The organism is Corallococcus llansteffanensis (assembly GCF_003612055.1).
GTDB lineage: Bacteria > Myxococcota > Myxococcia > Myxococcales > Myxococcaceae > Corallococcus > Corallococcus llansteffanensis.
Genome location: NZ_RAWB01000277.1, coordinates 1 through 13,030, shown reverse-complemented (window position 1 = coordinate 13,030; position 13,030 = coordinate 1). Strand labels below are relative to the sequence as shown.

Here is a 13,030-nt window from a genome sequence, read left to right as displayed (position 1 = left end):
CCGCGTTGACGTCCACGCGCACCACGGCGGACAGCGTGGCGAAGGTGGGGGTCCACTGGACGGCGGGCGCGTCCGCGCAGGTGGAGCCGGGGGCGCGGGCCAGGGCCAGGTCCACCACGTTCTCGCGGAAGACGAACGGGGTGGGCGCCGCGCTGTAGGCATAGGCGGCGTCATCCCAGGCCCAGCCCGGCCCCATGAGGCCGTCCACGCCGTCGGTGCCGGCGATGCGCACGTTGCCGCGCCACTGGTGGATGCCGCGCGCCTGGAACGCCTCCGCGATGCGGTCGCAGGCGAGCGCCGTCTCCGGGAAGCGCCACGAGCCCAGGGACGGGTCGCCGGAGGCCTGCGCCACGATGTCGCCCAGGAACAGGCCGCCCACCTGCGAACCCTCCAGCGACACCGGCGTCACGAAGCGGAAGTCCGCCCCCAACGCGGACAGCGCCGCGGAGGTGGACACCACCTTCATCGTGGACGCGGGCAGGAGCCGCACGTTCTCCCGGTGCTTGAAGAGGGGCTCGCCGGTGCGCGCGTCCACCACATACGCGCCGGCGAGCGCGCCGTCCGCCTCCAGCGTCTCCAGCAGGGTGCGGGTGACGCCGGGCAGGGTGCTCCCCGGGGGGGCCTCCGGCCCGGAAGGCACGTGGGCGCAGGCGGACAGCAGGACGGTGGCGGTGGAGACGCTGACGGGGAGGAGGGCTCGGCGCATGGCGGCGGCCACCGTATGTCGCGTGCCTGGGAGTGTCATGGTTTCCGGCCGGCGGGGACGGGCGGGCGTGCACGGGAAGACGGCCCGGAGGGCGACCGGGCAGGGACGACGGGCGCGCAACGGCCGGGTGCGCCGGCTATTCCCACGCGAGTGCGTCCAGCCACCCCGAGTGCCTTGACGCCACGGCACCGGCCCCCCATCCTCCCGCGCCCCATGCCTGTCCTACGTGGTGCCGTGACCTTTTCGCGCTTCCGGACCGAGCCGGCCAAGGATGCGCCGTCCGACGTGAAGCGCTGGCTGACCAAGGGACTCAAGTCCCATGCGTTCGAGCCCATCGACCGCCGCTCCGAAGATGAGCGCGCGGCCGGTTTCGTGGAGCTGGAGAACGCGGAGGCCTCCGACTTCTCCACCAGCAACCTCTTCTATGGCGAGTACGCCCTCTTCGCCTTCCGCATCGACACCCTGAAGGTCCCCGCCTCCATGATGAAGGCGGAGCTGGACAAGTGGTCCTCCGCCTTCGCCAAGGAGAACAGCCGCCCGCCCGCGCGCGCGGAGAAGAACAAGCAGCGCGCGGAGTTGAAGCAGCTGCTCCGGCAGCGGGCCGTGCCGCGCACCAGCGTGCTGGACGTGACGTGGAACCTGAAGACGCAGCAGGTGCAGATCTGGGCCGCGTCCCGCAAGACGGTGGATGAGATCTCCGTGGCCCTGGAAGGCGCCCTGGCGGTGAAGGTGATTGGCATCACGCCCGCCTCGATGGCGCAGCGCGCGGGCATCGACGACAAGGCCCTGGGCCCCACGGCGGAGCTCATCGGAATGGACCTGCCGGCGACGGCTTCGGTGGAGGACAGCCATGGCGAAGGGTGAGCAGGCGCGGATCGAGGCGGCGTTCGCCCGGGGCGACGTGGGCGTGGATGGTGGCTCGACCGAAGAGGTCAAGGACGAGGCCGAGGTCGAACAGGGCAAGGCGCGCGAACAGCTCCTGCGCGGCCGGGCCTACCTGGGGCGCGAGTTCCTGACGTGGCTGCTGTGGCGCACGGAGTCCGGCGACCCGCTGGTGGAGCACGACGGCGCGTCCGTCACGGCGCTCTACCTGGGCAAGGTGGTGCTGCGCGGCGTGGCCGGTGACGTCACGGAGTTGAGCGCGCGCGGCACGCTGGCTCCGTACTCGGAGAACGTGCGGCACTCGCTGGACCGGGGGCTGCTTGTGTCCCAGGCGCGGCTGCGCATCTCCCACGGCGAGCGCGAGTTCGAGCTCACCCTGGATGCGGAGTTCCTGGACATCCGCGCCGCCAAGCTGCCCGCCCTGATGACCGAGGAGGAGGATGATCAGCTCACCGAGCGCCTGGAGCTGACCGAACAGCTCTCCGCCCTGGTGGACGCGCTGGTGACGGCCTTCCTCGCCGTGCGCGGCGGCCGCGCGTGGAGCAAGCAGGTCGTCCCCGCGATGAAGGCGTGGATGAAGGGCGAGGAGAAGGGCTCCGACCTGCTCTCCAAGGCCGCCCGCGCCAAGGGCCGCGACGCCCGCGCCGCGCGGGGCTGAGCCCGCTGAAACATCCGGAATAAAACATGGAAGCGTAGAGAAACCTGGAAAAGCTCCGAGATCGGTGACACAGTGCGGCAGACGCCTGTGTTCCCCCCTCTCGGAGCCCTCCTTGAAACATCCCTTCCTGTCGTTCGCGGCCGCCCTGGCGGTCCTCCTCCCGTTCCACGCTGGCGCGCAGAGCAGTATCGTCGCGTTTGGCGACAGCCTGAGTGACAACGGCAAGTACAGCACCGCGACGAGCGGTCCGACGACGAATCCCTCCAGCCAGATCTCCGGTCCCTGGGTGAAACAGCTCGCGGACCAGCTGGACCTGCCGCTCGTGGCCTCTGACGAGGGAGGCACGAACTACGCGCAGGGCGGCTCGGTCACGGCCGACATGACGAACCAGGTCAACGCCTACCTCACCGCCCACCCGACGGCGTCGTCCACGGCGCTGTATGTCCTCTGGGGCGGCGGCAACGACATCCATCACAAGGCGATGGACAACCCGTTCGATTCGGCTGGCATCAAGGCCGTGGCGACCAAGGCCGTCTCCAACATCGAAGGGCAGATCCGCAAGCTCGTCGCCGCGGGCGCGAAGCGCGTCCTGTGGGTGAACATGCCGCCGCTCCACAAGACGCCCGCGGCGCTGTCCATCCCGTTCGGCCTGGGCAGCAGCGTGCTTTCGCCGCCCAGCTCCCAGTTCAACACGCTCTGGTCCCAGTCCCTGACGAAGCTGCGCGGCGAGTTCCCGTCCGTCACGTTCATCGGGATGAACGCCTACAACAAGTTCAACGCCATCATCGCGGCCCCGTCCGCGTATGGGCTGACGAACGTCACCGGCACCTGCAAGGGCAAGGCGGTCAACCCGGACAAGTACCTGTTCTGGGATGAAATCCACCCGACGAGCTACAGCCACCGCATCTTCGCGAACTACGCGTACGACCTCGTCTCCGATGCCTTCGGTTTCAGCGCCGGCTTCACCGCCGACGAGTGGACCGTTGAGGAGTGGAGCGCGCAGCCATGAAGCATCCCTTCCTGTTGCTCGCGGCCATCTTGGCCGTCCTCCTCCCGTTCCACGCTGGCGCGCAGAGCAGCATCGTCGTGTTTGGCGACAGCCTGAGTGACAACGGCAACAACGGCATCGCCACCAGCGGTCCGACGACGAATCCCTCCAGCCAGATTGCCGGCACCTGGGTGAAGCAGCTCGCTACGCAGCTGGGCCTGCCCCTGACGGCGTCCGACAGCGGCGGCACGAACTATGCCCGGGGCGGCGCCGTCACCAGCGGGATGACGAGCCAGGTGAACAGCTACCTGGCGGCCCACCCGACGGCGTCCTCCACGGCGCTGTATGTCCTCTGGGGCGGGGGCAATGACATCAACTACAAGGCCCAGGCGAACCCGTTCGACTCGGCTGGCATCAAGGCCGCGGCGACGACGGCCGTCTCCAACATCAATGGGCAGATCCGCAAGCTCGTCGCGGCGGGCGCGAAGCGCATCCTGTGGGTGAACATGCCGCCCTTGAACAAGACGCCGGCGGCGCTGTCCGTCCCGGGCGGCCTGGGCACCACCGTGCTCGCTCCTCCCACCAGCCAGTTCAACACCCTGTGGGCGCAATCGCTGACGAAGCTGCGCCAGGACTTCCCGTCCGTCACCTTCATCGGGATGAACGCCTACAACCAGTTCAACGCCATCATCGCGTCGCCGTCCGCGTACGGCCTGACGAACGTCACCGGCACCAGCAAGGGCAAGGCTGTCAACCCGGACACGTACCTGTTCTGGGATGAGATCCACCCCACGAGCTACAGCCACCGCATCTTCGCGGACTACGGCCATGACCTCGTCTCCGACGCCCTCGGCTTCAGCGCCGGCCTCTCCGCCGACGAGTGGACCGTGGAGGCGTGGAGCGCTCAGTAGTCACCCCGGTGCGCCAGTCTGGACCGCCGCCCGTGCCGGAATGGAGCGGGCGGCTGTTCCAGCATCCCTGGCTTCCTGGGCCCGCTTCCAGGAACTGCACTTCACCGGGGAGGGCACCAAGCGTCCCCGCCGCGGTGTTCGTGTTAGGGTGTTGGCCGCAATCACCATCTGGGGGATGACTGTACATGTCTGCCGAAAAACAGGGGTATGCCAGTCTCGACGCTGGGCTGCTTTGGCGCCTGGGCGCGGCAGTGCTGGCGCTTTGGCTGTTGCCTGCCTGTGCCCACAAACCTGAACAAGCCGCCCCTGCTCAGCCAGAAGTCGCCAGCAGTCGGCCGTTCTCCAGCTTGGATGCGTGTCTGGGGGAGCGCAGACCTCTCTGGGTGTCTGGCCAATGGCCATTTGTTGAGGTCAAGTTGTCGGCACCCTCGGGCGCTCCGCTCACGGGTAGGTTCCTGCTGGACTTCGGTTCGACGTACAGCACGATTGACCGGGCGCACCAAGCGTTCGGACAGAACGAGCCGGAGGTGATTGTTGATAACTGCGCTCGAGATCAAACCCTCTGCCAGTCAGGAGTCGCGGGCACGTTTTGCCGCTTTGGGAACTTTGATTTCTTTGGTGGATGGGGAAACGTGTGCCTTGCACAAGCTGACCACTCGGGCAACAAAGTAGACCCGACAGTCGGGCGACAGGCGGGTATCGTGGGGGCTGACTTCCTGGTGCTCAATACCTTCGCGCTCGACTATGAGCGCTCGCTTGTCTTCCGGAATCGCTCTGGATCCTTGTGCGATGACGACCAGCTCAAGAGTGCCGGGTTGCGGCCGCTCACAACCCGCGGCTACTTCGCGATCAACGATTCGGGGTTGTTCAACATGACCCGGCTCCGTTCAGGCGCGGGTGCCAGTGAGCTTGTGCCGAACGTGCCTACCGTTCCATTGCGGATGGGCGGGGCGCGTTTCATAGGCCAGCTGGACTCAGGGCTTGATGATTCAATCGTCAGGCACAGCCTCTATGGCAACAAGGCGTTGCTTGAGATGTTGACCAAGGCGGGAGTCAAAACCGTTCCGGTCGGGACGCCGCCCAGCCAGCTGAGTGCGTGCGGAGGGGCCAACGACACGGTCCAGGAGTTTCTCCTTCCCGAAGGCGCGCGGCTGGAGTTCATGGGCACCGACGATCAGCCCGTGCGCTCCTATGGAGATGCCCACCTGTTCATCAAGACACCGACGCCGGCAAGCCTCAAGTGTGGGGGGATTGCTACCTGGACCACCCCGGCGGCGCAGGTTGGCAATTCCTTCCTTCGGGACGCCAGGTTCGTGCTCTATGACGCGACGCGCATGCTCGTGTGGATCCACAAGGACTGAAAGGCGCGCCAGTCTGGACCGCCGCCCGCTCCGGAATGGAGCGGGCGGCTGTTCCAGGTCGGAACATCGCAGGATCGTTTCAGGACGGGCAGGGCGCGGCACGCGGCTGGCAATGACTCGCGGGTGAACCCTCCGCCCCGAGCAGGTGCCCCGTGCCGTCCGCCCTCCCCAGCACCGAAGCCATCCAGCGCATCTCCCTGAAGAATCGCGAATACGCATACATCGAGGACGCCAACCGGGGGGTGGTGCTGATGGAGGTGGGGCCCCGGGTGTTGACCCTGGAGGCGCACCTCACGCTCGTCGCCAAGGAGCGGATGGTGGAGGTGGGCGCCGGCAACTGGTGCGTGGTGCGCAACCCCGTGGTGCGCGTGGACGGCCAGGTGGTGCTGGACGACTTCGGCCAGGCCCGGCTGGCGGTGGGGGACCGCGAGGTCCGCGTCGGCCCCAAGGTGTTCCCGCTGTATCCGGGCGAGGAGCTGGAGGGCGACATCGTCCCGGAGTACGTGCTGGGCGTGTCGGAAGCGCTGCGCCTGCGCGCGCTCACCGCCTTCACGGACGCACGCGCCCCGGACGCGCCCCGCCGCCGCGAGGCCGGCGACGAGTGGCTGGTGCGCGGGCCCGGTCGCTACGTGCCCGACGAGTCCGTCACCGTCGTGTCGCTGGAGAAGGCCCGCGTGGAGAGCGAGGAGGCCCTGGCCCGCGCCGAGTCCGACGCCCGCGCCTCCCGCATCCGCTCCGAGGCGGAGCTGGAGCGCGAGCGCCTGACGACCCAGATGGCCCTGGAGCGGCAGCAGCGCCTGAACGACCTGGAGGTGGAGCGCCAGTCCCGGCTCGCCGAGGTGGAGGCCTCGCAGTTCCGCCAGCGCGTGGAGGCGCTGGGGGGCGGGGAGAACTTCGTGAAGGCCGTCGCGGCCCAGGCCCAGGCCGCCGTCGTGGGAGGCCTGGACAAGGTCGTCTTCCTCCCCAGCGGCTCCAACCTCAACCTCTTCGACGCCATGCAGGGCCTGCTGGGCCCGGGAGGCGCGCCCCGGCTGAACCCGGGGGCGGAGCGCCCGGACCCGTGACGCGCTACTGCTCGTACTCGTCGCAGCCGGTCTCCTGCTTCACCGGGAACGCGGACTGCTTCTCCTGACGCACGTAGTCATGGCTCTGGGAGAAGAGGTCCGGGCTCGTCACCGACACGGTGCCCTTCGCCGCGTCGGCCGTCTTCCACTGGAGCGCCTCCGGCTTGCCCTCCGTGGACGTGAGCCCCAGCACCCAGGCCCCGGCGCCCTTGCCGGGCTCCAGCGACGTCGCCTTCAGTGTCGTCGCCTCCTGTCCCAGCTGCACCTCCACCTCGCCCGTCGCGGGCTTGACGGTGAAGCTGCGGTTCTTGGCGGAGCAGGGCTTGAGGATGACGAAGCCCTTGCCCTTGCGCGTCAATTCCACCCATGTGCCCGCGAAGGGCTGGAGCTTGTCGGCCGCCACGGGCGCCTTGCTCGCCGTGGGGGCCTTGGCCGCCTCGCAGTCCAGGTCCGCGCGCTTGAGCAGCCCCGCCGTGGCCTTCTGGGGCCCCTGGAAGCGCGCGGGGATGAGGTCCGGCTCCACGGGGTCCAGGTAGGCCTCCACCGCGTCGCCAGACACCACGAACGTCTTGCGCGGCGTATTGGCTTCATCCGACGCGAAGAAGCCCGCCTTGGATGCCTTCACCTTGCAGACGGTCAGCGGCTGGGGCGTGCCCCGCGTGAAGGTGTCCTTGCCCGGGTAGCCCGCGCCGCAGCAGGTGGGCGCCTTCGTCTCCAGGACGAGCTGCTTGGGTTCGACGCGCAGCGTCCAGGGCTCCTTCTCCCCGGCCACGTTCAGCGTCCAGCGCGTTGACGTCTTGCGTTGAACGACCAGCGCGCAGTCGCACGTGCCCACGCTGTCGCCCTGCGGAAAGCCGGCCGAGTAGTGGATCAGCGTCTCGTTGCTCCCCTCGACGATGGCCAGCGCCCCGCCATCCTTGGAATAGACGCCCGTGAGTCCTCCAGGCCCCTGAGCCGAGGCATTCGGGACCGCGCCCGTGAGGCCAAGGGCGAACAGCAATGGCAAAATTTTGAAATCCGGTTGGATCCTGGACATCCGATTGGGCCTCCTGGGCGGGTTCTCTAGTCTCAGCGGATTGATCCGCCGAAACTGAAGTTACTGGAATCACTGGTTTGACACGATTGTGACTGAGAATGAGAAACTGCCTTCATTGCCTGTCGATAATCACGGCAATCCAATCACGTCCGCGACCCCCGTTGTTCGCGGCCCGACATGAAGGTGCCTTCGATGACCGTCTCCAGCCTCCGCGTCCGTTCCGGCGACACCCTCTCCGCGATCGCGAAGCGCAACGACACGACGGTGGCGGCGCTGGCCAAGGCCAACAACATCAAGGACCCGGACCGCATCCGCGCGGGCCAGTCGCTGCGCATCCCGGACGGCTTCGACACGAAGCCCCCGCGTGGCACGAGCACGAAGCCGGCCACCAACACCACCAAGCCGGCGACGTCCAACACGGGCGGGACGAAGGCGACGGACACCACGAAGCAGACGACGGCTCCGGCGGGTGGCGGCGAGCTGGGCGGGCTGAGCCGCAAGTACGAGGCGCGTGGCCCCGGCACGGTGTCCACGGGCAAGGGCGACCACGGCGGCGTGTCGTACGGCTCCTACCAGTTCGCGTCGGCGAACGGGTCCGCGCAGTCGTTCGTGAACTCGCTGAAGAAGAGCAACCCGGAGTTCCACGCGGCGCTGTCGGGCAGCAAGCCGGGCTCGGAGGCGTTCTCCAACGCGTGGAAGCAGCTCGCGGCGAAGGACCCCAAGGGCTTCGACAAGGCGCAGCACGACTACATCAAGGCCACGCACTACGACGTGGGCGCCGCCAACATCAAGAAGGCGACGGGCATCGACCTGGACACGCGGTCCGCGGCGCTGCGCGACGTGGCCTGGTCCACGTCCGTGCAGCACGGGCCGGGCGCGGCGGATGACATCTTCAAGAAGGCGCTGGCCGGCCGCGACCCCTCCAAGGTGAGCGACGAGCAGCTCATCAAGGACATCTACGCCGAGCGCGGCCGCACCAACTCCAGCGGCACGCTGGTGCACTTCTCCAGCAACTCCAAGAGCGTGCAGGAGGGCGTGGCCAACCGCTTCAAGTCCGAGGTGAAGGACGCGCTCGCGCTGCTCAAGAAGGAGAAGGCGGGCGGCACCACGACCCCGGGTACCACGACGGCAGACACGAAGCCGGCCACGAGCAACACGACGGGCGGCACGAAGCCGGCCACGAGCAACACGAAGCCGGCCACGAGCAACACGACGGGCGCCAACTCGCAGAAGCCCACCACGGAAGTGGACCTCAACGACACGCAGACGGTGGCGCCGTCCAAGTCGGGCCCCGCGGTGCACGTGAAGGTGCCGTACTACAGCCAGTTCGAGGGCGGCCACGGCTTCACCCCCAGCAAGACCGCGTGCTTCGACGCCGCGAAGGCGATGGCCGGCAAGGTGGGCGCGAACGTGACGGGCCCGGACAGCCGCATCCAGGTGGGCACCAGCGAGAACAGCACCGGCCAGCTCTCGGTGAACTCCAAGAAGGCCGCCGAGGGTCGCAAGTACATCGACCAGCAGCTGGACGCCGGCAAGCCGGTGGTGGTGGGCGTCAGCCACAAGGACGCGAAGTACAACGCGGACGGGCTCACGGACCACTTCGTGACCATCACGGGCCGCGGCGTCGACGACAAGGGCCGCACCTACTACACGTTCCACGACCCGGGGACGACCAACGCGAGCAAGGGCAAGGACACCAACCCCAACAACCGCTTCTACGTGGATGAGAAGACGGGCGCGATGACCCGCCCCGGCAAGGCCGCCGAGGGCTACGTGACGGACCGCCGCTACGACGTCGCGATGGTGCGCCGCAACGGGTAGTCGTCCCCGCCTCCCACGCTTGTGAGCTCGCCCGGCGGCCCTCTTTCCCAGAGGGCCGACCGGGCTTTTTTCATGGGCCCGCGGCTACGGACAGGGGCCGGGAGCCGTGCTCGCGCAGTTGGTGCACAGGTTGTGGGCGCACGTCGCCGCATCGGTTGAGGAGAACGCCGCCACGGTCACGGTCGCCGAAGGGTCGATCCCCGAGCCGGAGTTGCAGAAGGTGAACTCCTGCAGCGGCGTGTTGTCCGGGGCGAAGTGCGTCCCGGCGGCCTGGACCTGGGGTTGGACGCACTGCTTCGCGGCCTGCAGGCTGGCTTCCTTGATGAAGATCACGTCGCCGCACTTCGTGTTGTCGGAGATCACCCCGAGCGCGAAGAGGGTGGGGCCCATTCCGCACGTGGGCTCGTTCGCCGGCACGCATTGCTTGAGGTTGGCGTTGCACACCATGCCGGAGCCGCACTGGTTGTTCGTGCAGCAGCTGTCGCCCACCTGGACGCACTCATTGGAGCAGACGGAAAAGGTGTGGTCCTCCTTGGGCTTCACGCACGTCGCCATGCCGTCGCACCCCTGATGCTCGCAGCAGACCGAGCCGGGCTGGCCGCAAGGAATGCAGGTGTTGGAGACACACGTGTGGTCCGGATCATCGCAACCGAAGTTGCCGATGAAGTTGTTGCACTTTCCTCCGGACGAGCCCTGGGGATGTCCCTTGAGGGGACAGGACCCGGGCTCCGGGAACTTGATGCCGGGGACGCAGGGTTCCTGCAGGCAGCTCGCACAACCCTGGAACAGGGTGAACACGACCGCCATGAGCAGGAGTTTGTTCTTGTGCTTCATCATGATGGAAATCCTTTGAGGGTGTGGGCAGGGAGGTGGGTCAGGGAAGGGTGAGCAGGTAGAGCGCGCGGTTGCCGTTGGCGGTCCCGTGCACCAGCACCTGATCCGCATCCGTGATGCGCAGGGCGTCCGTCACCACCACGCTGCCGGCCGGAGAGAGCCGGCGGTTGAGATCCACCCATCCATCCTCGCGGGTGTAGAGGAAGCCGCTCGTCCCGGTGTGGGAGGTGGCGGTCGCCGAGACCCAACCCCGTGCATTGATGGAGGTGGCGGTGAGCCCGGTGAAGCCGGAGGGCACGCCGAGGAGGTGGAAGGTGTCATTGGGTTCGATGATGGCCACCGCGAGCACGGCACCGGTGGCGTCCACGGAGTGGGCGACCACCTGTCCCCGGTTGTTGACCGCCACGGGGACCGTCGTGGTGGCGCGCGAAAGCTGGGGAAGCGTCCGGAACACGCCCTCCGTGAAGAGGAAGGCCCGCACGTCACCGTCCCGCTCGTAGGTGCCCACGATGTGTCCGGCCTCGCTCACCGCGAGGGCCTGGCTGCGGGTGGCGCCGGGGATGGGCAGCTCCTTCAGCGACCTGCCATCGTGATACATGGCGACGCTGCTGGTGCGTGAGGTGTGATTGCCAATCACGACGCCGCTCGCGGTGATGGCGGTGGGGGTGAAGGCACCCAGTACGATCGGGGTGGTGGGGCCGCCCTCCAGGCTGGCCCTGAACGCCACCGGAGCCTCTCCCGCGCGGACGACCATCGAGCCGGTGACGAGCCCGCTGTCCGTCATGTCCACGGCGCTCACCGAGACCACGTCGAACACGCTGGAGAGGCGGCGGAGCTGACTGCCATTGAAGTACACATCCAGGCCCTGCACGCGGAGGAGGCCCTGGCCCCGGATGCCCAGGTCGATGAGCTCCGAGCAGTTGATGCATCCCAGGAGCAGGTCCGGGACGTAGGCCCGCACGTCGAACGGGTCGTTCCGGTTGCCGCCGCTGTCACAGTCCGCCTGGGGGAAGATCTGCACCAGGCGGGAGTAGATGGCGCCCGCGGACGACGCGACCACGTTCACCTGGCCGGTGAAGTCAGGCGCCACCGCGGCCTTGAACGACGCGGTAGATTGACCGCCGGGGACGGTGAGGTTGGGCGGAACCTTGAGGCCCTTGGGGTAGGCGCTCACGAAGTCGACCTTCGTGCCCCCTGACGGCGCGAACCCGGTGAGGAACGCGGTCATCGGCAGGTAGGTCGTGACGGGCGAAGAGCAGACCTTGGCCGTGCCCGGGACGTAGAAGGCGGAGAGGCCGGGCTGGGGGATTCCTCCCAGCGCGCGGAAGTAGTCGACCATGACGAGCCGCGAGAAATCGATGCCGAGCGCGCCCTCTCCCTCCACGAGGATCCAGGAGCCGGGAGCGTGCGTGAGCAGCACGTCGCGAAGGCAGGGCTGGAAGCCGCACAGCGGGTGGTGGGTGCCCGCGAGCAGGGTTGCGTTGACGATGAGCAACCCGGAGACGTGGTTGACCACGGTCGTCCCATCGACGGCGATGGGGGGATTGAACGTCTGGTTGAACGTCCAGAGGATGGAGTTGCCGCTCTGCACGCCCGTGAGGAAGACGGACTGGGAGAAGTTCAGCCCCAGGTCCGCGCCCGTGAGGGTGATGTTGAGCGTGTCGGCGGCCTTGGGAATCTGGAAGCCGGCGATGGAGTAGATTTCGCCGTCCATGACCGCCGAGACGGCGGTGAGCTGGACGTCCTTGCCCTTCTTGAAGTCTTCGACCGCGCCGGCCCATGCGCTGGAGGCAAGGCAAAGCGAGGCCAGGGCGCCAAAGGCACCGAGGGAGAGTCTTTGTGACATGGGGAAGCGCTCCTGGGGGTGAACGGATTGCGTTCACACGCAGTGCACTCCACGTGCCGGCCCGGAAGCCCCCCGCCCACGGGGTTTTGACAGGGAGCGCCCGGCAATGCTTGCCGTCCGGGGGCGGGAGCTGCTGGCAACGCTTGCCAGCGTCACCCATCAACGCCCGGCGCTATTCAAAGACGGAGAACTCCGCGAGCTTCATGAGCGCTCCGGGGGATGTACTGCCTTCGAAGTCCAACAGCTCCACGGAGAGCCGGACGTAGCGCGCGGGCTCCGCGTCGGACAGGGGCAGCTCGATGAAGACGGGCTCTTCGTCTCCCAGGAGGATGGGGGCATCCCCGTAGGGCGAGTCCTGTGGGGCGAGGTCGCCGTAGGGGTTGTGCAGGACGGCGTTCACGGCCCGGGTGCGTGAGTCCATGTCCCGCAGCACGGTCCGGTTGAGGAGCTGCCAGTGCTCGCCATCCAGGCTGCCCTCCAGGACGAGCCACTCCTTGCCCTCGTAGCCGTGCGCATGGCGCAGGCCGCGCACCACCGCGTGGCGCGGGCGCGTGGGCTGGGGCAGCGTGACGGTGAGGCCGTACACGCGTGGGTCTGTCTTGGGGTTGGACAGGGCCACGGTTTCGAGCCGGCCGTCCGTCCAGGGACAGCCCTCCGGGATGGACGGCACGCATGTCGCGCCCCGGCTCACGGGCCGCAGCGTGCCCGCGGGCAGGGGTTCGTGGGCGGTGCGCCACTCCACCCGGAAGTCCAGGGCGCTGGATCCTCCACCCAGGGGTGAGAATCCAAAGAAGCCCACGCTGATGGCTCGCAGCTGCACCTGGGGCGAGGCGAAGTCCTCCAGCAGGTACAGGGACGGCGTCCAGGGCGATGTCGTGCCGGTCTGCCGCCACAGGAGCGCATCGCCCGTGGTGAGCCACAGC

The 13,030-nt window shown here is 68.0% G+C and carries 11 protein-coding genes and 1 pseudogene; 7 read left to right on the top strand and 5 right to left on the bottom strand.

What is annotated here, in order from left to right:
* Positions 1-706 (bottom strand): D-alanyl-D-alanine carboxypeptidase (locus D7V93_RS24295; RefSeq protein ID WP_244237480.1); only part of this gene is annotated, 706 nt, incomplete at its 3' end.
* A 213-nt stretch (positions 707-919) separates the two neighbouring features.
* Here D7V93_RS24295 and rdgC point away from each other — a divergent pair.
* From rdgC to D7V93_RS24265, 6 genes are all read left to right on the top strand, one after another.
* Positions 920-1,570 carry a recombination-associated protein RdgC gene (rdgC, locus tag D7V93_RS24290; RefSeq protein ID WP_120645675.1) on the top strand — a complete coding sequence of 217 codons (651 nt, stop codon included), beginning with the start codon at positions 920-922 and terminating at the stop codon, positions 1,568-1,570.
* The gene (locus D7V93_RS24285; protein WP_120645674.1) at positions 1,557-2,246 is read left to right on the top strand and encodes a hypothetical protein; all 690 of its coding nucleotides are present in this window, start codon (positions 1,557-1,559) and stop codon (positions 2,244-2,246) included. Before rdgC ends, D7V93_RS24285 begins: the two co-directional genes overlap by 14 nt.
* Positions 2,247-2,358: 112 nt before the next feature.
* Complete coding sequence (locus D7V93_RS24280) at positions 2,359-3,255, top strand: SGNH/GDSL hydrolase family protein (protein ID WP_158623842.1); 897 nt, start codon at positions 2,359-2,361, stop codon at positions 3,253-3,255.
* The gene (locus D7V93_RS24275; RefSeq protein WP_147451300.1) at positions 3,252-4,145 is read left to right on the top strand and encodes an SGNH/GDSL hydrolase family protein; all 894 of its coding nucleotides are present in this window, start codon (positions 3,252-3,254) and stop codon (positions 4,143-4,145) included. Before D7V93_RS24280 ends, D7V93_RS24275 begins: the two co-directional genes overlap by 4 nt.
* A gap of 185 nt (positions 4,146-4,330) precedes the next feature.
* Positions 4,331-5,506: a hypothetical protein gene (locus D7V93_RS44505; protein ID WP_147451299.1), complete on the top strand. Its 1,176-nt coding sequence runs from the start codon at positions 4,331-4,333 to the stop codon at positions 5,504-5,506.
* A gap of 152 nt (positions 5,507-5,658) precedes the next feature.
* Entirely contained in the window at positions 5,659-6,570 is a 912-nt protein-coding gene (locus D7V93_RS24265) for a hypothetical protein (protein WP_120645670.1), read from the top strand.
* A gap of 4 nt (positions 6,571-6,574) precedes the next feature.
* Here the strand turns inward: D7V93_RS24265 and D7V93_RS24260 are convergent, their stop codons facing one another.
* Positions 6,575-7,570, bottom strand: a complete 996-nt coding sequence (locus tag D7V93_RS24260; protein WP_244237479.1) for a hypothetical protein — start codon at positions 7,568-7,570, stop codon at positions 6,575-6,577.
* A gap of 213 nt (positions 7,571-7,783) precedes the next feature.
* On the opposite strand from D7V93_RS24260, the gene D7V93_RS24255 reads away from it, so the two are divergent.
* Positions 7,784-9,427 carry a LysM peptidoglycan-binding domain-containing protein gene (locus D7V93_RS24255; protein ID WP_244237478.1) on the top strand — a complete coding sequence of 548 codons (1,644 nt, stop codon included), beginning with the start codon at positions 7,784-7,786 and terminating at the stop codon, positions 9,425-9,427.
* An 84-nt stretch (positions 9,428-9,511) separates the two neighbouring features.
* Here D7V93_RS24255 and D7V93_RS24250 read toward each other — a convergent pair whose 3' ends face one another.
* The 3 genes and pseudogenes from D7V93_RS24250 to D7V93_RS45150 all read right to left on the bottom strand — a co-directional run.
* A complete protein-coding gene (locus D7V93_RS24250; RefSeq protein WP_120645667.1) occupies positions 9,512-10,264 on the bottom strand; it encodes a hypothetical protein in 753 nt (250 codons plus the stop codon).
* A gap of 37 nt (positions 10,265-10,301) precedes the next feature.
* Positions 10,302-12,107 (bottom strand): hypothetical protein, encoded by a 1,806-nt coding sequence (locus D7V93_RS24245; protein ID WP_120645666.1) that lies wholly within the window; start codon positions 12,105-12,107, stop codon positions 10,302-10,304.
* Between the two features lie 172 nt (positions 12,108-12,279).
* Positions 12,280-13,030, bottom strand: a pseudogene (locus tag D7V93_RS45150) (hypothetical protein); the annotation flags it as partial.